General features: G+C 65.8%; 20 protein-coding genes. 11 read left to right on the forward strand and 9 right to left on the reverse strand.

Annotation, left to right across the window (positions count from 1 at the left end):
• Nucleotides 1–56: 56 nt before the first annotated feature.
• Both EBS11_RS10820 and EBS11_RS10825 read right to left on the reverse strand, forming a co-directional pair.
• A complete protein-coding gene (locus EBS11_RS10820) occupies nucleotides 57–434 on the reverse strand; it encodes a response regulator (RefSeq protein WP_290602754.1) in 378 nt (125 codons plus the stop codon).
• Between the two features lie 164 nt (nucleotides 435–598).
• Complete coding sequence (locus tag EBS11_RS10825) at nucleotides 599–751, reverse strand: hypothetical protein (protein ID WP_290602756.1); 153 nt, start codon at nucleotides 749–751, stop codon at nucleotides 599–601.
• A 313-nt stretch (nucleotides 752–1,064) separates the two neighbouring features.
• Between EBS11_RS10825 and EBS11_RS10830 the strand changes: the two genes are divergently transcribed.
• From EBS11_RS10830 to EBS11_RS10845, 4 genes are all read left to right on the forward strand, one after another.
• Nucleotides 1,065–1,397 (forward strand): hypothetical protein, encoded by a 333-nt coding sequence (locus EBS11_RS10830; protein WP_290602758.1) that lies wholly within the window; start codon nucleotides 1,065–1,067, stop codon nucleotides 1,395–1,397.
• A gap of 135 nt (nucleotides 1,398–1,532) precedes the next feature.
• Nucleotides 1,533–2,864, forward strand: coding sequence for a D-serine ammonia-lyase (locus EBS11_RS10835; RefSeq protein ID WP_290602760.1), 1,332 nt, complete (start codon nucleotides 1,533–1,535; stop codon nucleotides 2,862–2,864).
• Entirely contained in the window at nucleotides 2,864–3,784 is a 921-nt protein-coding gene (gene dsdC, locus EBS11_RS10840) for a DNA-binding transcriptional regulator DsdC (protein ID WP_290602762.1), read from the forward strand. Before EBS11_RS10835 ends, dsdC begins: the two co-directional genes overlap by 1 nt.
• A gap of 43 nt (nucleotides 3,785–3,827) precedes the next feature.
• A complete protein-coding gene (locus EBS11_RS10845) occupies nucleotides 3,828–4,640 on the forward strand; it encodes a ferritin-like domain-containing protein (protein WP_290602765.1) in 813 nt (270 codons plus the stop codon).
• On the opposite strand, the gene EBS11_RS10850 is transcribed toward EBS11_RS10845, so the two are convergent.
• On the reverse strand, nucleotides 4,547–4,792 hold the full coding sequence (locus EBS11_RS10850) for a hypothetical protein (RefSeq protein ID WP_290602767.1): 246 nt from the start codon (nucleotides 4,790–4,792) through the stop codon (nucleotides 4,547–4,549). The genes EBS11_RS10845 and EBS11_RS10850 overlap by 94 nt on opposite strands.
• A gap of 264 nt (nucleotides 4,793–5,056) precedes the next feature.
• On the opposite strand from EBS11_RS10850, the gene EBS11_RS10855 reads away from it, so the two are divergent.
• Nucleotides 5,057–5,281 (forward strand): hypothetical protein, encoded by a 225-nt coding sequence (locus EBS11_RS10855; protein ID WP_290602769.1) that lies wholly within the window; start codon nucleotides 5,057–5,059, stop codon nucleotides 5,279–5,281.
• Here the strand turns inward: EBS11_RS10855 and EBS11_RS10860 are convergent.
• Nucleotides 5,235–6,362, reverse strand: a complete 1,128-nt coding sequence (locus EBS11_RS10860; protein WP_290602773.1) for a DNA topoisomerase IB — start codon at nucleotides 6,360–6,362, stop codon at nucleotides 5,235–5,237. The genes EBS11_RS10855 and EBS11_RS10860 overlap by 47 nt on opposite strands.
• Nucleotides 6,363–6,472: 110 nt before the next feature.
• On the opposite strand from EBS11_RS10860, the gene EBS11_RS10865 reads away from it, so the two are divergent.
• Nucleotides 6,473–6,856, forward strand: coding sequence for a DUF1232 domain-containing protein (locus tag EBS11_RS10865; protein WP_290602778.1), 384 nt, complete (start codon nucleotides 6,473–6,475; stop codon nucleotides 6,854–6,856).
• 10 nt (nucleotides 6,857–6,866) lie between these two features.
• Here the strand turns inward: EBS11_RS10865 and EBS11_RS10870 are convergent, their stop codons facing one another.
• From EBS11_RS10870 to EBS11_RS10885, 4 genes are all read right to left on the reverse strand, one after another.
• Nucleotides 6,867–7,028, reverse strand: a complete 162-nt coding sequence (locus tag EBS11_RS10870) for a hypothetical protein (RefSeq protein ID WP_290602782.1) — start codon at nucleotides 7,026–7,028, stop codon at nucleotides 6,867–6,869.
• A gap of 89 nt (nucleotides 7,029–7,117) precedes the next feature.
• Entirely contained in the window at nucleotides 7,118–8,299 is a 1,182-nt protein-coding gene (locus EBS11_RS10875) for a serine hydrolase domain-containing protein (protein WP_290602785.1), read from the reverse strand.
• 108 nt (nucleotides 8,300–8,407) lie between these two features.
• Complete coding sequence (locus tag EBS11_RS10880) at nucleotides 8,408–9,703, reverse strand: cation:proton antiporter (protein ID WP_290602792.1); 1,296 nt, start codon at nucleotides 9,701–9,703, stop codon at nucleotides 8,408–8,410.
• Between the two features lie 51 nt (nucleotides 9,704–9,754).
• Nucleotides 9,755–10,897, reverse strand: coding sequence for a mechanosensitive ion channel domain-containing protein (locus EBS11_RS10885; RefSeq protein WP_290602807.1), 1,143 nt, complete (start codon nucleotides 10,895–10,897; stop codon nucleotides 9,755–9,757).
• 240 nt (nucleotides 10,898–11,137) lie between these two features.
• Between EBS11_RS10885 and EBS11_RS10890 the strand changes: the two genes are divergently transcribed.
• The 5 genes from EBS11_RS10890 to EBS11_RS10910 all read left to right on the forward strand — a co-directional run bounded on the left by EBS11_RS10890 (nucleotide 11,138) and on the right by EBS11_RS10910 (nucleotide 18,509).
• Nucleotides 11,138–13,426 carry a trehalose-6-phosphate synthase gene (locus EBS11_RS10890; RefSeq protein ID WP_290602813.1) on the forward strand — a complete coding sequence of 763 codons (2,289 nt, stop codon included), beginning with the start codon at nucleotides 11,138–11,140 and terminating at the stop codon, nucleotides 13,424–13,426.
• Nucleotides 13,426–14,187: a trehalose-phosphatase gene (gene otsB / locus EBS11_RS10895; protein ID WP_290602825.1), complete on the forward strand. Its 762-nt coding sequence runs from the start codon at nucleotides 13,426–13,428 to the stop codon at nucleotides 14,185–14,187. Before EBS11_RS10890 ends, otsB begins: the two co-directional genes overlap by 1 nt.
• A 3-nt stretch (nucleotides 14,188–14,190) precedes the next feature.
• On the forward strand, nucleotides 14,191–16,044 hold the full coding sequence (locus EBS11_RS10900) for a glycoside hydrolase family 15 protein (protein WP_290602826.1): 1,854 nt from the start codon (nucleotides 14,191–14,193) through the stop codon (nucleotides 16,042–16,044).
• Between the two features lie 207 nt (nucleotides 16,045–16,251).
• Nucleotides 16,252–17,478: a hypothetical protein gene (locus EBS11_RS10905; protein WP_290602830.1), complete on the forward strand. Its 1,227-nt coding sequence runs from the start codon at nucleotides 16,252–16,254 to the stop codon at nucleotides 17,476–17,478.
• Between the two features lie 2 nt (nucleotides 17,479–17,480).
• Entirely contained in the window at nucleotides 17,481–18,509 is a 1,029-nt protein-coding gene (locus tag EBS11_RS10910) for a DUF4034 domain-containing protein (protein ID WP_290602836.1), read from the forward strand.
• Between the two features lie 35 nt (nucleotides 18,510–18,544).
• Here the strand turns inward: EBS11_RS10910 and EBS11_RS10915 are convergent, their stop codons facing one another.
• Nucleotides 18,545–20,875, reverse strand: coding sequence for a TonB-dependent receptor (locus tag EBS11_RS10915; RefSeq protein WP_290602841.1), 2,331 nt, complete (start codon nucleotides 20,873–20,875; stop codon nucleotides 18,545–18,547).
• Nucleotides 20,876–21,031 lie beyond the last annotated feature (156 nt).

Here is a 21,031-nt window from a genome sequence, read left to right on the forward strand (position 1 = left end):
TGTGCTGACAGGAAGTACCCTGGCCGCCGCGCGGGAGTGCCGGGCAGGAGCGCGCTTCACGTTGCCGGGCCCAGCAAGCCCAGGATGTCGTCGAGGCTGGCGGGCTTGACCAGATGATGGTCGAAGCCGCCATTTCTCGTCCTGGCGCGGGTGAGCTCGTCGCTCCATGCCGTCAAGGCAATCATTTTTGTTCCCTGGAATTTCGACGCCTGCCTGAGGCGGGACGCGACCTGGAAGCCGCTCACTTCGGGCATGCCCAGGTCGAGAAACACCACGTCCGGTGCAAACGCGTCGGCCATGCGCAGCGCCTCGGCGCCGCCGTACACGGGTATGGCTTCATGGCCGCTGATGACGAGGAATTCGGCTACGATGTCTGCCGCGTCACGGTTGTCGTCGACGACCATGATGCGCAGTGGAGGAGTTTGGCTTGCCATGACTGTCTGCCTGCATTGTCTGCCCGGACAGGGCAGCGCGGTAAGCCAGCAGGTTCAGGGCGGCAAGAAATGGGGCAGTCAGGGGCTGTGACTGCATGATGAGATTGCTTGACGGAAATCATACATGAATTTCGTCCAAATATGGTAAAAGGATAAGCAAGGTGTCAACGTGCACCCGCTTTTTTCCGCCGCGAGCCCGTCAGCACGCGCAGGGCCGTGGCGATGGGCACCTTGTTTTTTTCCAGGTAGGCGGCCGCCGTGGCCGTGTCGAGCATTTCCTGGAAGATGATGCCGACCTCGACCTTCTGAGCCGTCAAGTCATCCTGCCTCGCGCAGTCCCGTGTTTCCATATCCGCTATCGTGATGTTGTCATTCCTGGAGCGCATTTTTGCCTCGGTCATAAAGAGAAAAATGTCTCCTTTATATTTGCATTAAAGATAACTTATTTTTGTGCTTTTGTGGAAACTTTTCTTTAATCGATATTGCCTTCAAGAATTAAATTTAGCTATCGCCGGGGCGCAGGGCGCTTGCTTTTGGATATTGCTTAAAAGAACATTTCATTGCATAGTAGGGGCTGCAAAAGGGGCTGCCGTGCATGCAATGGCGCCCCGCAGACAAGGAGACGAGCCCATGCAAGTAAGGAATACGGAATATGAATTTACCCTGCCCATCGGCTATCGCGATGGTGAGGGTACCCTGCATCGCCACGGGGTGATGCGGCTGGCGACGGCCGGCGATGAAATCCTGCCGCTGAAGGACCACCGGGTGCAGGCGAACCCTGCCTATCTGATGGTCCTGGTACTGGCGCGCGTCGTTGTGCGGCTGGGCTCGCTCGATATCGTCAATTCCAAGGTGATCGAGGACCTGTTCATGGCCGACTACCATTATCTGCAGGCGCTGTACCACAAGATCAATGGCGTGGAGGGCGATGGCGGCAGCGGCGGCGCGCCCGCGCAGCGCTAGGCAGGCGCTTGCCAGCCCGCCTGCGGCTGGCCCGGCGCACAGATGACGTGATGTCACCCATTGCCTGATGAACCATCCTTTGCCAGCAGCGCCCGGATGCGGTCTAATCATGGCTTGATCCTCGACGAGCTTGCCATGTTATCCACTTCCGCCATCGCCGCCTTGCGCGCGCAATTTCCCCTCATTCATGAACTGGCGGCCTTGCAGCCCCTGAGCTGGTTCAATCCCGCCATCGCGCCGGCCGCCGTAGCCTTGCATGACGTGGGCCTGTCTGCCGGCGACGTCATGGACGCCAGCGCGCGCCTGGCGCGCTTTGCCCCCTACCTGGCCAAGGCATTCCCGGAAACGGCGGCCAGCGGCGGCGTCATCGAGTCGCCCGTCGTGCCGCTGCCCGCCATGCAGGCGGCGCTGGGTTTGGCGTCAGGCGTGACGAGCGGTCAGCTGTGGCTCAAGCTGGACAGCCATCTGCCCATTTCCGGCTCCATCAAGGCGCGCGGCGGCATCTACGAGGTGCTGAAGCACGCGGAAACGCTGGCGCTGGACGCCGGGCTGCTGAAGGAGGGCGACGATTACAGCCTGCTGGCCAGCGACGCCGTGCGGGCATTCTTCGGCCAGTACGCGATCGCCGTCGGCTCCACGGGCAACCTCGGCTTGTCGATCGGCATCATGAGCGCGAAGCTGGGCTTTCGCGCCACGGTGCACATGTCGTCGGACGCGCGCCAGTGGAAGAAGGACAAGCTGCGCAGCCACGGCGTCACGGTGGTGGAGTACGCCACCGACTACAGCGTGGCCGTCGAGGAAGGGCGCAAGCAGGCGCAGGGCGACCCGGCCTGCCACTTCGTCGACGATGAAAACTCGAACGATCTGTTTCTCGGCTATGCGGTGGCCGGCCAGCGCCTGAAAGCCCAGTTCGCGGCAAGCGGCATCGCGGTCGATGCGGCGCATCCCCTGTTCGTCTACCTGCCGTGTGGCGTGGGGGGCGGCCCCGGCGGCGTGGCCTTCGGCCTGAAGCTGGCCTTTGGCGACCATGTCCATTGCATCTTCGCCGAGCCGACCCACTCGCCCTGCATGCTGCTGGGCGTGCACACGGGCTTGCACGAGGGCATCAGCGTGCAGGACATCGGCATCGACAACGTCACGGCCGCCGATGGCCTGGCAGTGGGCCGCCCGTCCGGCTTCGTCGGGCGGGCCATGCAGCGCCTGATCGACGGCTACGCCACCGTCACGGATGAAGAACTGTACCGCTTGCTGGCGACGCTTGAGCAAACGCAAGGCTTGCGCCTGGAGCCGTCCGCCGTGGCCGGTTTCGCGGGCATCGCTGCCGTGCTGGCGGCGCCCCGGTACCAGCCGCACCTGGCGCAGGCCACGCACCTGGTGTGGGGCACGGGCGGCAGCATGGTGCCCGAGGCGGAAATGGCCGCCTACGTGGCGCGGGGCCGCGCCTTGCTGGCGCCCGGAGCGGTCTGATGCCGGCCGGCGCGCAGCGCTTGGCCACGCTGACGGCCAGCCAGTTCGCCAACCTGCACACCTTCCGCGTGGCGGCGCGCCATGCCAGTTTCGCGCTGGCGGCGCAGGAACTGGCCCTCACGCCCAGCGCCGTCAGCCACCGCATCGCGCGCCTGGAAGCGGCCCTGGGCCTGCGGCTGTTCCAGCGCCTGACGCGGCAGGTCAGGCTGACGCCGGAGGGCGAGCGCATCTTCGCCGCCCTGCAGATGGGCTGGGACGGCCTGCATGCGGCCATCGCCGGCGGCGATGCGCTGGCCGGCGGCATCACCGTGCATGCGCGCCCCTCCATCGCCCAGTGCTGGCTGGTGCCGCGCCTGGCCGGCTTGACCGCCTTGTATCCCGACGTGTCGCTCGACTTGCGCGTGGGCAATGACAGCGTGGACTTTCGCGCCGGCCAGGTGGACCTGGCCCTGCATTACGGCGACGGCAGCTTTCCCGGCCTCGCGTCGCGCCCGCTGATGGATGAATGGCTGGCGCCCGTCTGCAGTCCCGACTATGCGCGCCGGCACGGCTTGTTTGATGCGCCGCATAAACTGGTGCAGGCGACCGTGCTGCACGATACCCTGGCCTGGCCCGCCTGCGCGCCCGATGCGGAATGGCGGCTGTGGCTGGACGCGCAGGCGCCCGGCCTGGACTTGCCTGCGCGCAGCCTGCGCTTCGACCGCGCCGACCTGTGCGCGCAGGCGGCCATCCACCACGCGGGCGTGGCCATGGGCCGGCGCCGCCTCGTGCAGCCATGGCTGGACAGCGGCCAGCTGGTGCTGCCGTTCGGCCCATTTGCCTTGCGCAGCCCGCAGGCGTACTACCTCGTGCATGCCGCGCGGCCGCTGCCGGCGAGAGTGCAGGCGTTGCTGGACTGGCTGCTGGGGCAGGCAATTTGATACACTGCGCCCCTTGTTGAAGAACCTGCCCGAAAGAACCGCCATGCCGTCATCCCCACCGACCTCCGCCGCGCCAGCGGAATTGCGCGCCTGCGCGCTCGCTTGCCTGCTGGAAGCGAACCCGGCAACGAAGGTGGCGATGGTGGCGGCCATGGCCGCGGCCGGCCTGGCGCTGGACGCCAAGGCGCCCCTGGCGCCGTCCGGTTCCGTGCCGGGCCGGCCCGCCCGCCCGGAACTGGTGCCGCCCCGCCTCGTGGGACGGCGCTCGATGATCACCCCGGAAGGGCGCGCCATGCTGGTGCACGCGCTCGCCCACATCGAGTTCAACGCCATGAACCTGGCCCTCGACGCCCTGTGGCGCTTCCCGGACCTGCCGGCCGAGTACTACACGGACTGGCTGCGCGTGGCCAAGGAAGAGGCCACGCATTTCGCCATGCTGCAGGCGCACCTGCAGGTGCTGGGCCATACGTATGGCGATTTTCCCGGCCACGACAGCCTGTGGGAAATGGTCGACAAGACGCGCGGCGACGTGCTGGCGCGCATGGCGCTGGTGCCGCGCACCCTGGAAGCGCGGGGCCTGGACGCGATTCCGCCCCTGCGCGCCAAGCTGGCGCAGGCGGGCGACCTGGCCGCCGCCGCCATCCTCGACATCATCCTGCGCGACGAGGTGGGCCACGTGGAAATCGGCAACCGCTGGTACGGCTATCTGTGCGACCAGCGGGGCCTGGAGCTGCGCGCCACGTATGCGGAACTGGCGCGGCGCTACGAAGCGCCCACCCTGCGCGGCCCGTTCAACCTGGAAGCGCGGCGCCGGGCCGGGTTTTCCGAGCTGGAACTGGCCGATTTGCCTTCCTGACCGGTATCGCCGGGCGTGACGTTGGCGCCCGCGTCGATGCCGCCGGCCAGCGCGACTTTCGGCAGGGGCGGCTGCGTGGGATCGTTCGGCCCGCCGCAGGCGCACAGCAGCAGCGCCAGGAGCGCTAACGGCGTCTGTTTGACGAAGCGCATGATGGTTCCTCCGTAGAAGGGCGTCCAAGGTGCCCGGGAAGGAGGGCAAGCAGGAAGCATTCCTGGAGAAAGCGGGCTGCTAAAACAAAGACTTGGGCAGTGGCTGGGGGACGGCCGTCAAGTTTTCCGACAGCGAAAAGGTGGGCAGGGGGCTGTCAGCGCTGTCCTACCCATCTCGTCGGTGCCGTCTGATTGTATGCCTTGCGGAAACACGCGATGATCGTGTTCATGCTGCAACAGCCAACCAGTCAGACGGAGTATGCGATGCACAAGACGATCCAGCCGTTTCACCTGAACAAGCCCTTTGCCCTGATCTGCCTGTTTACCATGTCGACCCTGGCGGCCAGCCTGCTGCCGGCCGACGGCGGTGCCGACGCTGGCCCGGCGCCCGTGGCGCGCGAGGCGGGGCACGATACCTTGCCGGCATGCCGCAGCGATGCCCTTACGCTGTCACCCCATTGCCAGCCCCAGCCGGCACGCCAGGCTTGACGGGAGCCGTGCCTTGCAGGCGCTGCTGCAGCAAGGCCAGCACGGCCGCTTCCTCCGGCGTCAGCGCATGCAAGTCCTCGCGCAATTCCTGCCGCGCCCGCGCGCGCATTCCTTCCAGTAAGCTGCCATCCAGGTAGGACTCCAGCACGGCCGGGTGCACATAGCATTTGCGGCAGATGGTCGGCGTATTGCCCAGCTTTTTCGCCACCGATTCGATGGCTTGCACGATGTTCTTCTTCGCCTGCGCGGCCGAATCGACCTGCTCGAAGGCCTGCAGGGCCAGCGCGGCCAGCAGGGTGCCCGACCAGGTGCGGAAATCCTTGGCCGTGTAGTCCTCGCCCGTCGCGGCGCGCAGGTAATCGTTGACGTCGCCCGAATCGACGCTGTGGCGCTCGCCGGCTTCGTCGACGTATTGAAACAGTTCCTGCCCAGGCAAGTCGCGCATGCGCTGCAGCACCCTGGCCAGGCGGCGGTCGCTGAGGCGGATGTCGTGGCGCACGCCGCTCTTGCCCTTGAAGTGGAATTGCACGGCGCTGCCCTTGATGTCGACGTGGCGCGTGCGCAGGGTGGACAGGCCGAAGGACTTGTTGGCGCGCGCATATTCCTCATTGCCGATACGCATCATCGTCAGCTCCAGCAGGTGCACGATGGTGGCCAGCACTTTTTCGCGGGGCAGGCCGGGCAGCTGCATGCCGCGCGCGACGGCGGCGCGGATGGCGGGCAGGGCGTTGCCAAAGCTGAGCATGCGCTCGTACTTGACGTCGTCGCGCACCTGGCGCCAGCGCGCATGGTAGCGGTATTGCTTGCGGCCCCGCGCATCGCGGCCCGTCGCCTGCACGTGGCCGTTCGCGCGCGGGCAGATCCACACATCGGTCCAGGCGGGCGGAATGGCCAGCGTCTTGATGCGCGTCAAGACGTCGTCGTCGCGCACGGGCTGGCCGTCCGCATCCGCATAGCGGAACTTGCCGGGCTTGCCCAGCCGGGCGATGCCGGACTGGTGGTCGCCCGTGTGGCGCAGGCCGGCCGCGCGCGCCGTGGCGTAGGCGGGAACGGTGGTGCTTTCAGGTGTCTCCATGTTCATGCTTGAGGCTCTCCGCGGTGTTGCCGCCTGGCGCCGCCGGCCTGCGCGCGCGCCGCCATTATGCTAAGGTGCGCGTACGGAAAGCCGTGCGCGGCACACAGGAGCAGCAGATGTTTGGTAAAAGAAAGAATCTGGAACAAGACCATGCCCCCAAGGCCGGGCAGCAGTATGAAAAAAAATATACCGATGACAGTTTTTGGGACAAGGTCGTCAAGTTCGCCAAGACGGCGGGGCGCGAAGTCATCGAAAAGGCCCTGTGGCTGTATTACGCGGCGCAGCAGCCGAATACGCCGCTGTGGGCGAAGACGGCCATTTACGGCGCGCTCGGCTATTTCATTTCGCCCATCGATGCGATTCCCGACATCACGCCCGTCATCGGCTACGCGGACGACCTGGCCGTGCTGGCCGCCGCCGTGGCCACCGTCGCGACCTACATCACGGCCGACGTGAAGTTGCGCGCGGCCGAAAAACTGCAGGGCTGGTTCGGCGCCTGAGCCGGCCGGGTCAGGCCGCCGGGGCCGGCTGGCCCTTGACGGCGTTGCGGTAGCGGGCCCTGGCCTCGGCCTTCTTGACGGCCTCGCTGGCAATGTTGTGCGCCTTCATGCGGGCTTTTTCGCTCTTGCTGCGCTGCTGCGCCACGTCCTTGTTGCCGATGCGCTTGGTCATGCCGGTCTCCTCTGTTGAAATAACGTTTGACCAGCACAGCATACGTTCTTGCCCGGATGCTACCGTGCGCCCGTTCACACAAGCGGCGCCTATTTTGCCGGCACGCCACTGCCGCCGCGCGCCAGCAGGCGCCGCACGACTTCTTTCTGAAAAGTACGAAATTCCTTGTCGGCGCTGACGTTGGCAAAGGCCAGCACGGCCGTCCTGCTGGCGCGGTCGATGCAGACGAGCGAGGCGGCGCCGGGATCGTTGCCGTGCAGGGTGGCCAGCGCGGTGCCGTCGACATCCCGCAAGACCCATGCCAGAGCCTGGCGGGCGGCCAGTTCCGCGGGCGGCAGGCTGGCGTCCTGCGGCGCGAAACACTGCTGCAAGGTCGTTTCCTGCAGATAGCGGTGGCCGCCGGCTCGGCCGCCGTTGCTGTACACGGCGAGGAACCGGGCAAAGTCCTGCGGCGAGCTGCGCAGCAGGCCGGCGGGCCAGTCCGGATAGCCGACGGGCGGCAGCGCCTGCAGGCCCGCTTCCTTGTGCGCATACGGCGCGGCGACGACGGCGCGGCGGGGCAGGCTGGCCAGGCTCCAGGCCGTGTTGTCCATGCCCAGCGGCTCGAACAGGTGTTCATGCGTCCAGGCATCGAGGCCGTCCGGCTGCAGCCGGCCCACGAGGTAGCCCAGCAGGGCGATGCCCACCTTGCTGTAGCGCCATTGCGTGCCGGGGCGGGCGGCAAAGGACAGGTCCGCGTCATACCAGGCGCCGCCGCGCGACAGGTAACCCTTGACGAAGTCGCGCAGTGGCAGGCGCGGGTCGCCCTGCACGGAAAACGTGGCCGTCTTGTCATACACGGCATCGGAAATGCCCGAGGTATGGCTGAGCAGGTGACGGAAGGTGATGGGCACGTCGGGAAACTTCGGGTGCATGAGGGGGAAGTCCAGGTAGGCCGCCACCTTGTCGTCCAGCTGGAAGGCGCCCTGTTCCAGCAGCATCATGACGGCCGTGGCCGTCACCAGGGTGCTGACGGCAGCCACGGGAAACACCGTATTGGCATCGGCTTGCCTGCCCGCACCGATATCGGCCCAGCCATAGCCGCGCGCGAACAGGGTCTGCTCGCCGCGCACGACGGCCACGCCCATGCCCGGCGTTTCCGTGCGTGCCAGGCCGTCGCGCATGAAGGCGTCAAATTCCGTTTCCCACGCGAGCCTGGCCGGATCGGTGGCACATCCTGTTTGCAGCAGGGCCAGCGATACACCCAGTCCCAGCACACTTCGTCGTTTCATTGCTTCTCTCTTGGCCATTTTTAATTATCTTAACAATATTTCCCGATGGGCCACGGCCAATTGACGAAACTTTGCTATGCGGCAAAGACATGCCGGCTGCTCCCGTGCTCATTTGCGCCAGTAGCGGGCCAGCAGGGGCTTGACGGTAAGGCCGTGCGCGATGATGGACAGGATGATGACGACGATGGCGATATTGGCCAGCTCGCGCGCCAGGCCGTGCGGCAAGCCATGCGCGATGGCATAGCTGAGGTAATACATGGAACCGATGCCGCGCACGCCGAACCAGGCGGCCAGGCCCCGCAGGCGCAGGCTGGTGCCCGAGGCCAGCAAGCCCAGCATCACGCTGGCGGGGCGCGCCACCAGCAGCAGGAACAGGGCCACGCTCCACGCCTGCCAGCTCCAGGCGGCGGCCGTGGCGGCGCCGCCCAGCAGCAGCACGAGGGTCAGTTCGGACAGGCGCTCCAGGTGTTCCTTGAAGACGAGCGATTCGCCGCTGACGGTGAGCGGCGTGTCGCTGTCGTGTGGCTTGGCGGCGGACACGGCATGCGTTTCCTGCCCCTGCAGCAAGCCTTGCCGGTCCGTCGGCGCGCCGGCCAGCACCAGTTCCGTCTGGCGCAGGGCCACGCCGGCAAAGAAGACGGCGAGGAAACCCCAGGCGTGCAGCCACGTGGCCACGCCGTAGACGAGGGCGATCAGGCCCAGGCCCGCCAGGTCGTCCAGCACTTCGTGCTTCGGTTCCTTGCCCCGCACCTGCCAGCCCAGCCAGGCCAGCAGCGCGCCGCCGGCCGCGCCCAGGGCGATGGCGCCCGCGCTGGCCCACAGCAGGTCGCGCCACAGCCAGGTGGCGCCGTGCGGTCCCAGCTCGTGCAGGCCCAGCAGGCCCAGGCCCAGCATGACGAAGGGAAAGCCGCTGCCATCGTTCATGCCCGCCTCGCTCGTCAGCATGAAGCGCAACTGTTCGCTGTCGCCCGGGTGGCGCAGCTGCACGTCCGTGGCCAGCACGGGATCGGTGGGGGCGAGGATGGCGCCCAGCAGCACGCCCGCGCCCAGGGGAAGATCGAGTGCCCAGCAGGAAAACGTGGCCACGAGGCCCACGGAGATGGCCATCGACAGCCAGGCCAGGCGCAGCGGCGGCAGCCAGCGCGCCAGGCTGAAGGGCACGGGCATCTTCACGCCGGCGGAAAACAGGGAGATGAGGACGGCGATTTCCGCCAGGGTTTCCAGCAGGGGCGCCTGCTTGACGAGGTCCAGCGCGAAGACGCCGAGGAACATGGGGCCCAGCAGCAGGCCCACGCCCAGGTAGGCCATGGCCGAGGTAAACGGCAGGCGCGCGATGCTGGCGGCGCCCAGGCCGCGCGCCAGCATCAGGCAGCCGATGAGGATGAACCAGGCGGTGGTGCTCATGCGGTCCATTGTAGCGGCGCGCGGGCCAGGGCAGCGCGCCGCACGGTTTTGCTACGCCTTGTGGCGCGGCACGCCGGCGTTCTGCGCCTGCATCGTGTGCAACTCGTGTACCTCGTGCGCCGCGTGGAGCTCGATCGGGTCGTGCGTGGCGCGCACGCGGGGCAGGCCGTGCGGATAGTGGGCCGTGATGAAGGCCAGCATCCGCTCGCGCACGATGCAGCGCAGCTCGAAGGCCAGGCCCGAATCTGCCGCACTGATGAGGAAGCGCACGCGCACGGCCCGCTCGTTCGAATCCGTCGCTTGCACCGTGCAGACCCGGCCATCCCATTGCGTCGCCCCTTCGCAGATGCGCGTCAGTTCCGCGCGCAGCGGTTCGAGCGGAATGCTGAAATCGAGCCACAGGAAGACCGTGCCCAGCAGGGTCGACGAGCTGTGCGTCCAGTTCTCGAACGGATTTTCGATGAACCACTGCAGCGGCACGATCAGGCGGCGCTCGTCCCACACGCGCACGACGACATACGTGCCCTTGATTTCCTCGACCTTGCCCCATTCGCCATTGACGATCAGCACGTCGTCGATGCGGATCGGTTGCGAAAACGCAATTTGCAGACCGGCAATGAAATTGCCCAGCACGGGGCGGGCGGCGATACCGGCCACGAGGCCTGCCACGCCGGCCGAAGCGAGCAGGCTGGCGCCGATCTGGCGCGCGCCGGGCAGGGTCAGCAGCACGAAGGCCAGGCCCAGGATGACGACGATGGCGTGCGCGCTGCGCGTGAGCACGCGGGCCTGGGTGATCAGGCGGCGCGCGCGCAGGTTGTCGGCCACGTCGACGGGATTGACTTCGGAAATGGTGAGGGACAGGGCCTGGATGCATTGCATGGCCAGCCACGTCAGCGCCACGATGAGCGCCACGCTGGTGACATGCGACATGGCAACGAGGCCCGGCGTGTCGTCGGGCGCCCCGGCCAGCACCATGCGCAGGCCGAAGACGATCACGCACAGCTGGCTGGCGCGGAAGGCCACGCGCGTGGCATTGGTGGTGAACGGGCGGCCATTGGCCAGCCGTCTCAGCAGGCCGATGCCGGCCCGGTGCACGCCGATGGCGACCAGGGTGACGAGCAGGGCGGAGACGAGCACGGTCAGCGCCGAGCGCAGCGGGCCTCCCATCAGCGAGTGGAACGTGCCGAGATCCATAGGCGAAAACTCCTTGTTTATTAGTGAAATGGATGCAGTAAGCCCACATTTTACGGGCAGACGGCAACGCGGGGGTGTGCGTTGCCGAACGGATAAGCCTGACGGGAGGAGCGATACTGGCAAAAATTGCTGCGCTGCGCCAAAGCCCGTTGACGTTTCAATACGGAAAGCAAACGGGCGCCGCCGCAATGGAAACATAGCCATACTTGCAATGGTTGTTCATGTCTGCAAAGGAAAACGATGATAGTACGATCACTCCGAATGTCCTTGCGCTTCATCCTGCCGCTGGCCCTGGTGCTGGGATTGTTTGCCTATATTGTGGTACCCCTGCTCGATAATATTACCCTGCGCTGGTATGTGCGCGACCTCGACAGCCGGGCCGAATTGCTGGCCGGCACCCTGCGGCCTTCGCTCACCGAATACCTGCCCGCCCACGATGCCGCGCGCATCGGCGAACTGTTCCAGGGCGCCACGCGCGATGAACGCCTGATCGCCATCGGCTTTTGCGACAATGCAGGCCACCTGGTCTACCAATCCCTGGAATACCCCGCCTCCATCGGCTGCTGGAGCACGCCGCCCACGGGGGGCCTGTACAAGTCCCTCGCGCAATTGCCGCAAGGGCAGGTCCACATCAGCGAAACCCCCGTCATGCAGGATGCCTCGCAGCTGGGCCGCCTGGTGCTGGTGCAGGACATGAGCTTTGTCGAGCGCCGCAACACGGACACCAAGCGGTTCATCTTCGCCTTCCTGGCCGTGCTGGCCGTGCTCATTTCCCTGATGACCGTGTTTGTCGCCCACCTGAGCTGGCGCGGCTGGCTGTCCGCCGTGAAGGATATCCTGCGCGGCGAATTGCTTTCCAAAAACAATGCCGCGGCGGCCGCCACCGCCGCGCCGGCCGCCGCCCCCGCGCCGCCGCCGGAAATGCAGCCGCTGATCGGCGACCTGCGCGAACTGCTGCAGGAATACCACCTGGAACGCCAGGGCGATAACGGCTGGTCGTCCGACTGGACGCCGGACAAGCTGCGCGCCCTGCTCGAAGCGGACCTGGCGGGCGACCAGGTGCTCGTCGTGTCGAACCGCGAGCCGTATATCCATACCAGGACGGATGCCGGAATCGCCGTGCAGCGCCCGGCCAGCGGCCTGGTGACGGCCGTGGAAGCCGTGATGCGCGCCTGTTCCGGCACGTGGATCGCGCATGGCGCCGGTTCCGCCGACCGCGAGACGGTGGATAAGCTCGACCACGTGCCCGTGCCGCCGGACAGCCCCAGCTACACCTTGCGCCGCGTGTGGCTGACGGAAGAGGAAGAGCAGGGCTATTATTATGGCTTTGCCAACGAAGGCATGTGGCCGCTGTGCCATATCGCCCACGTGCGCCCCGTGTTCCGCTCGTCCGACTGGGACCAGTATGTGAAGGTGAACCAGCGCTTCGCCGATGCCGTGATCGCCGAGGCGAAGACGGACAATCCCGTCGTGCTGGTGCAGGATTACCACTTCGCCTTGCTGCCGCGCATGGTGCGCGCCGTCTTACCGAAGGCGACCATTATTACTTTCTGGCATATCCCCTGGCCCAATTCCGAATCCTTCGGCATTTGCCCGTGGCGCGAGGAAATCCTCGATGGCTTGCTGGGCAGCACCATCCTCGGTTTCCATACGCCCTTCCACCGCAAGAATTTCCTCGAAACGGTGGACCGCTATCTGGAAACGCGCATCGAGCCGGAAGCGTCCGTCATTTCCTACGGCGGCGAGATGACGCAGGTCGAGGATTACCCGATTTCCATCGCCTGGCCGGACGAGAATCCGCAGCAGCCCGACGTGGCCACTTGCCGCGCCCAGATACGCAGCGAGCTGGGCGTGCCGCAAGACCACTTGCTGGGCATCGGCGTGGACCGTCTCGACTACACGAAAGGCATCGTCGAGCGCTTCCAGGCCGTCGAGCGCATGCTGGAACAGCAGCCCGGCATGGTGGGCAGTTTTACCTTCGTGCAGATCGCCGCGCCCAGCCGCGCCGCCCTGGACGAATATCAAAGCTTCGATGCGCGCGTGCGCAAGATGGTCGAGCGCATCAACCGGCGCTTCGGCAGCGGCGACTACGTGCCCATCCTGCTGAAAGCCGAGCACCATGGCCAGGACGACTTGCAGCGCTATTTCCGCGCCTCCGAAGTGTGCATGGTGACGAGCTTGCATGACGGCATGAACCTGGTGGCCAAGGAATTCATCGCCGCGCGCGACGACGAGATGGGCGTGCTGGTGCTGTCGCAATTCACGGGCGCCGCGCGCGAACTGCACGAAGCGCTGATCATCAACCCCTACCATATCGAGCAGGGCGCCGATGCCCTGTACCGTGGCCTCGTCATGCCGCCCGTGGAACAGCGCGAGCGCATGAAGAGCATGCGTGCCCGTGTGAAACATTTCAATGTCTACCGCTGGGCCGGGCGCATGCTGCTGGACGCGGCCCGCTTGCGCCAGCGCGACAAGGTCATGACGAAGATCGACGCCCACAGCCGCATCAAGCGGCGCAAGGGGATCTGATGGATGAGCTCGCCGACGATAGCGGCGCCGTGCTGCAACTGCTGAGCGCGCCCGGGACGGCTGTCTTCCTCGATTTCGACGGCACCCTGGTCGACCTGGCGGCCACGCCCGACGGCGTGCGCCTGGAACCGGGCGTGGTGGAAGCGCTGGCGCTGCTGGCCGAGCGCCACGGCGGCGCGCTGGCCGTCATTTCCGGCCGCCCCGTGGCGCAGATCGATGCCATGCTGGCGCCGCTGACCCTGCCCGTGGCCGGCGTGCATGGCGTGGAGCGGCGCGGCGCCGACGGCAGCTTGTCCGTGGCGGCCACGCCGGACGTGTCGCCCGTGCTGGCGCGCGCGCAGGCGCTGGCCGCGCTTCACCCCGGCTTGCTGGTGGAACAGAAACGGGGCGCCGTGGCCCTGCATTACCGGCTGGCGTCCGATCTGGAACAGTTATGCCTGCAGGAAATGACGGCCGCCGTGCAAGCGTGCCCGGGCATCTTGCTGTTGCATGGCAAAATGGTCCTGGAAGCCAAGCCGGCCGCCACGGACAAGGGCGGCGCCATTGCCGCCTTCCTGCGCGAAGCGCCGTTCGCCGGCCGGCGGCCCGTGTTCGCGGGTGACGACACCACCGACGAGGCAGGTTTTGCCTTTGTACAACTTGCAGGCGGGCAGGGCGTGAAAGTGGGCAACGGCCCCAGCGCCGCCGCCCTGCGCCTGGCCAGCCCGGGCGCCTTGCGCGCCGCCTTGCTGGCCGCCGCCGTATCCCCTTTGAAGGAGTAGCCGATGACCACGTCCTATGACACCCCCAGCGGCGCACATGCATCCGCCGCCACGACCGCCGCCACGGCGCCTCCCGCGCAAGCATCCCTGAACTGCGGCGTGGTGGGCAATTGCGCCTTCAACGCCTTGATCGACCAGGCGGGGCAGGTCGTCTGGTCCTGTTTGCCCCGCTTCGACGGCGATCCCGTCTTCAATACCTTGCTGGACGACACGCAAAACGGCAGCGTGTGGGCCATCGACATCGAGAATTTTGCCCGCAGCGAACAGTTCTATGAGCCGAACACGGCCGTACTGCGCACGCGGCTGTACGACACGGACGGGCGCGGCGTGGAAATCACGGATTTCGCGCCCCGTTTCCTCAGCCGCGACCGCATGTTCCGCCCCCTGATGCTGATCCGCCGCGTGCGCCCGCTGGACCGCGCCGTGCGCATTCGCGTGCGCCTGCGCCCCCGCTACGACTGGGGCCGCCTGGCGCCGCAGGTCACGCAGGGCAGCCACCACATCCGCTACGTGGGGCCGGAACAGACCTTGCGCCTGAACACGGACGTGTCCCTCAACTATGTGCTGAGTGAAACGTATTTCGTGCTGGGCAGCACGGCCAACTTCCTGCTGGGTCCCGATGAAACCCTGGCCGGCGGCATCGACGAGACGGCGCGCATCTTCGAGAAGGAAACCATCAACTACTGGCGCACCTACACGCGGCGCCTGGCCGTGCCGCTGGAATGGCAGGACGTCGTCATCCGCGCCGCCATCACCTTGAAGCTGTCTTTATATGAGGACACGGGCGCCATCATCGCCGCCATGACCACCAGTATCCCCGAGGCGCCCGGCAGCAGCCGCAACTGGGATTACCGCTACTGCTGGCTGCGCGACGCCTTTTTCGTCGTGCGCGCACTGAACAGCCTGTCGGAAGTGGGCACGATGGAGGAATACCTGCGCTGGCTGACGAATATCGTCGCCCGCTCGAAAGGCGGCCACATCCAGCCCCTGTACGGCATCGGGCTGGAAGAGCAGCTGCCCGAATCGATCCTCGACCACTTGCCCGGCTACCGGGGCAATGGCCCCGTGCGGGTGGGCAACCAGGCGCAGGAACACTTCCAGCACGATGTCTACGGCAACATCGTGCTGGGCGCGGCGCAGGCTTTCCTCGACCACCGATTGTTCCACCGGGCGGGAAAAGCCGAGTTTGCTGCGCTGGAAGCCGTGGGCGACCAGGCCTTCCGCCTGCACGCGGAGCCGGACGCGGGCATGTGGGAGCTGCGCACGCGGGCCAGGGTCCACACCTCGTCCATGCTGATGAGCTGGGCGGCCTGCGACCGCCTGGCGAAGATCGCGCACAAGCTGGGCTTGGCGGACCGGGCCGACCACTGGAACAGCCGCGCCGTGCTGATCCGCGAGCGCCTGCTGCGCGAAGCGTGGAGCGAGGAACGCCAGGCCTTCGCGGAAAGCCTGGGCGGGCGCGACCTGGACGCCTCCGTGCTGCTGATGGCGGAAGTCAATTTCATCGACCCCATGGACCCCCGCTTCATCGCCACCGTCGACGCGCTGGAAGCGTCCCTGTGCGACGGCCCCTACATGCGCCGCTACGAGGCGCCCGACGACTTCGGCAAGCCGGAGACGGCCTTCAACATCTGCACCTTCTGGCGCATCGACGCCTTGGCGCGCATCGGCAGGAAGGACGAGGCGCGCAAGATCTTCGAGACCATGTTGCTGGCGCGCAACCACCTGGGCCTGCTGTCGGAAGACACGCACCCCGTGACGGGCGAAATGTGGGGCAATTTCCCGCAGACGTATTCCATGGTGGGCTTGATCAACTGCGCCGTGCGGCTGTCGGCGCCGTGGGATAGCGCCGTGTAGCGGGCGCGCCGTCCAGGCCGGGGAAAGGGCTGATCAGGAGTGTTGCTGGAAGCCGGACTATTTGATCGATAGTGGGAAAGTGTGAGAATGTGTGTATTTTAAACATTGACAAGATGGTATTGTATTTCTCGCACGCAATTTTGGACCGCCGCCCGATAGCGGTGGCCGCGATCAGACATTTGCTTTCCCGCGAAGAGACCTTTCCTGATGCCCCATCTCCCGTCGTCACCCCGCTTGCGCCATGCCCTCGTATTGGGCCTGGCATTGTGTTGTACCACCCTGGAGGCCGCGCCCGCCAAGACACCCGTCAAGGGCAAGGCGGATGGGGCGGCTGTCAAAAGCCAGGGGGAGGATGCGGAGCTCCTCAAATGGCTGCACCACTGGGTTGAACTCTCCTTTGCGCTGGACAAGGATCTGCCCCTCGACCCGGCACTGCGCGCGGGCGCCAATGCCCTCCGGGAGACGCACCTGAAGCAGGTTCGCCCCTTGCTGGCGGCCTGGATGGCGGAAGAGCGTGTCCAGCAACGCGCTGCCGGCGCGGCGGGCACTGCCGCGAGCCTGTATTTCCCGTTGATGTCCCGCTTGTTCAATGAATTGGCACTCTGGCAACTCGATACGGGCGATGCTGCGTATGAAGCAGCAACCCTGGCGGTGCTCAAGGCGGAGCCCAGGGTATGCGTGACGGATGGCGGGTGGCGCTTTGGCGATTTTGCCAGGAGAATCACGCGCATCCAGGCCATGCCCGTGGCGCAGCGCGAGGCCGCGCTGGCAAACGAAGGCCGGATGTTGGCGCGCTGGGGACAAGCGCGGCCTGTCCAGTTGCCCATGCCGCTACCGCTGCCGCAGGAAGCCGTTGCCTCGGTAATCAGCCGCTGGCAGGCCGGCGGCCCCCGGCCTGCGCTGGCGCTCACCCCGGCCCTGGCGGACAGCGTGCTGTCGAAGCGGCTCGCGTACGATAAGCTGCATAAGGATGAACAGTGCGCCCTGCAGCAATGGTGGCTGCAGCTGAGCTTGTTGCAAGACGTCGCGCCTGCCCAAGCCCTGCGTGCCTATCGCTATGGCACCATGAGCGTCGCGGCCGACCGTTATGATGATTTCCGTTCCATGCAGTCCGCTGGGGAAAGCCCTTCCGCCAGGCCCTATCCGCCGCTGGCCAGGCGCTTCGAGGTGACGGGCACCACGACCGTGCGCGTGCGCCTCGATGGCGCCGGGCTGGCGCAGGAGGCCAGTATCATTGGGCGCAAGATCGCGGTGCCGGGCATCCGTGATGCACAGCCTATTGCTTTTGAGCAAGTTTTTGATGCCGCCGCGCTGGCCCATGCCATGACGGGACAAAGCTATGCACCGTCGAAGACGGGCTATGCCAGCTTTCAAATGGTATGGAGCCTGGACGGCATGGACGATGCAGCCGATGGCGAGGAAGGAACACCATGATCATGCAGACTCGACGCGGGCGCACGGCGGGCCGGCCCTTCCTGGCCTTGGCTGCCGTGCTCATTGCCATGGCTGGCAGCGCCGCGCAGGCGAAGGCGGAAGCGGCGGCGCCCATCGCGACGAAGGCCTCGGAAGACTTCTGGATAGGAGACTTTGCCGCGCTGGAAAGGAAAAATGCGCAACTCAGGGAAAGTGGCGGCTACACGCCGGAAGGCCGGGCGAAGCTCGACCTGTTTCGCGAGGAGTTGACCAGCGTCTTCGATCACGATGCGCGGCCGCGCGAACCGTATCTGCGGGAACTGGACGCGCTGACCTTGCAATGGACGACGCAGTATCCGCAATCGGCCCTGGCGCACATCCTGCACGCCAAGTCACTGTTTGCACACGGCTGGTCGTACCGTGGCAACGGAATGGCGCACCAGGTACCGCCCCAGGCATGGAAAGACTTTGAAAGCTATCTCCGCAGTGCAATGAAGTACCTGAATGACCACGGGGAAGTGGCCCTGAGCGACAGTTATGCCCATGTGACTTTGCTCGATATCGGCAGGGGCCTGGGTTTCAGCCAAAAGCAGAGGGATGTCATCGTGCAGGACGGCCTGAAGCGCAATCCCCGGGACCTGAACCTGTATGCCGTGGCCAGCCTGGCGCTGCTGCCCAAGTGGGGCGGCGACAGTGGCACGCTGGACAAATATATCCGGCAGGCTGCCGCGCAGACACGGGCGGAACACGGCGCCAGCCTGTACGCCAGCCTGTACTGGGAGGCGGCGGTACACCAGTATGGCCATGCCCTGTTCGACGGCAGCCAGGCCGATTGGCCGACGATGAAGCAGGGGTATGAAGATATCCTGGCGCGCTCCCCGGACAGTGTCAGCCAGCGCAACCGCTATGCCTATTTTGCCTGCCTGGCCAAGGACAAGATGACGTTGCTGGAGCAGTTGGAAAAAATCGGCACCAGGCTGGACACCGCCGAATGGGGCGCAAATGGCGAACGCATCCTGGAAAGGTGCCAGCGCCTGGCCAGCGAGGCCTGAGCGGCAGGCGCCGCGGCAAAGGTCCCCCCGGCGCCTTACAGCCTGCCCGTCAAGCCCAGCTGGAATCCCCGCCCCGGCAAGGGCGCGATGTATTTCAATGGGGAGTTGTGCGGCCGCGCCTCGTCATCGAGCAGGTTGGTGGCGCTGAGGAAGAGTTCGATTTCCCGCACGGAAGAATCAGGCAGCTGGAACGCGCGGCTGACCTGGAAATTCACCATCGTGTAGCCATCGAGCGGCACTTCCTCGCTGACGCTCTTGCCCAGGTATTTCTGCGCGGCGTAGCGGGTGCCGGACAGGCGGCTCTTCCAGCCCTGGTGTGTCCACTGCACATGGGCGCCATAGCGGCTGGTGGGCATATTGGGCAGGTAGGCGCCGTCGTTGTGCGCGCGCAGCGCGTCCGGATGGTCCGCCCTGTTCCTGACCAGGTCGGCAAATGCGGAGAGATCGAGCTTGCCGTAGCTGCCGAGCCGGATGGCCTGCGAGGCGTCCACTTCGAATCCCTTCACCGTCGTATCCGTCTGCTTCCAGTACTTCAGGGGCAGGCGGTTGGCCGTCTGCAGTCCCGAGTGGCCCAGATACAGATAGTTTGCGTACTTCATGGCGTAGCCCGTGGCCGACAGCTTGAAGCCGCCATGGCCGAACAGGGCCGTCAGTTCGGTCGTCCTGGCGCGCTCGGCCTGCAAGTCCTGGTTGCCTTCTTCCTGGGTCATGATGGAATAGTGCCGGTTGCTCGCATACAGCTCATTGATTTCCGGCGCCCTCGCCGATGACGCGTAGCGCAGCTTCACGCCGAACAGCCGGCCCAGCGGGGCCGAGGCGCCCACGCTGTAGCTGTTCAGGCTGAACGCCCTGTCCTCGAGCTTTGAATTGGCAGCATTGCGCGCCGTCCTGAAGCCGCTCTCGTGGATCGCATGCTGCACGCGCTCATGGCGCACGCCCGCATCGAAGGAAGCCCAGTCGAAGTCGAGGTTTTGCTTCACGAACAGCGCGCTGCTGCGGGTGCTGACGTCGGGCAGGTAGCGCTGCGGTCCCGTGCCGCTCACGTCCCTGGCCTGGTAGCCGAAGCCCAGCAAGCCGCTCCACGGCCCCGCGCGCCGCTGCGCCAGCAGCAGTTCGGCCTGATTCGTGTCGAACTGGTAATCATTCGCCCTGGCGGCGCCGAGGCGTTCCCCCGATGTATTGTTCAGGCGGGAAGCACGTAGCTGCACGCTTTCCAGATAGGGGAGGGGATCGCGCAACAGGGCTTCCAGCGCATACTTATCCTGCCTGATCACGACGCCGACGGGCTGCCCCTCGGCGTAATTGGCGCCGAAGGACTGGTTTTCCATGGAAAAACCGGGCACGCCATACTCGCTGTCCTTGGTATCGACGCTGGCCGCCACGTAGCCCCGCTCGAAGAAATAGGTAGTGCCGACAGCAAAGTGGACATTGCTGGCGTAGCTGTTGCCCAAAGTGCCATGGTAGTCGGGCGTCACGTCCTTGTTGATCTTGTTCTGCGTCATCGCCGGCGTGCCCGGCACATAGGCGGGATTGGCGGGATTGACGTAGGTCTTGCGCTGCCAGACGGAGGTCGGATTGTTGGTAAAGAAGGAAAAATCACCGTCCGCCCAGTCCGGATTTTCCGTCATGAACTGGTCGATGAAGGGCTGCGAAGCCTTGTTGTACACCTGCTGGATGCGCGCTTCTTTTTGGCAACTGTCGGCCAGGAAGGTATTCACCCCGCCGTTTGCCGGAAACAGCTGGCTGTTGCACACGCCCGCCTTGCTGTTGCCGGGAATGTCGTAATGGCCGATCTTCTGGAAGGACAGCTGCACATTGGTCGAGAAGTGCTGCCCGTCGTTGAAGTTGGCGCGCAAGCCCTGGGCATCGGCATCGTTGATGCCCTTGCGCAAGACGAGTTCCACGTCTTTCGGCTTGCTTTCCATCTTCCTGGAAACGAGGCCGGAATCGACGTCGACGCTGCCGCCGATGGCATTGCCGCCGTAGCGCACGCTGTCGGACGATTTGTTGACCGTCACCTTGCGCGCGAACAGGGGATCGAAGGGGATGTTGATGTCGCCGCTGAGCGCATTCATGCCGAGGATGGACTGGCCATCCTCGAGGATCTGCACGCGGCTGCCGCCCAGGCTGCGGATCACGGGCGCGCCCGCATTCGGCCCGAAGGCGCTGCTTTGCACGCCGGACACCTGTTCGAGCATGTCGCCCAGCGTCCTGTTCCGGGCCTGGTCATTCTCGACAACGGCGACGCTGTCGATGGCCGAGGGCCGGTCTGCGCGGACCTCGATGGCTTGCAGGGTGACGTCGTCCGCCCCGTAGGCGAGCGGGGCGGTGGACAGCATGGCGGCTGCGAATACGTGTTGGCGCATAGGTCTTTCCAGGAAGGGTGAAGCGGCGGCGCCGGCTGGGGCCGCGGCAAGATGGTCTAAATGCAATAGAGTTGCGATAATAGCGGGCGCGCCGCTCTATTGCAAGTAAACTGCATATGAATGATTGCGCTGGCGCAGGGCGCGCCGTTGCCAGGC

Origin of the sequence: Janthinobacterium sp. (genome assembly GCF_009923995.1) — a bacterium.
Classification (GTDB): Bacteria; Pseudomonadota; Gammaproteobacteria; order Burkholderiales; family Burkholderiaceae_D; genus Janthinobacterium.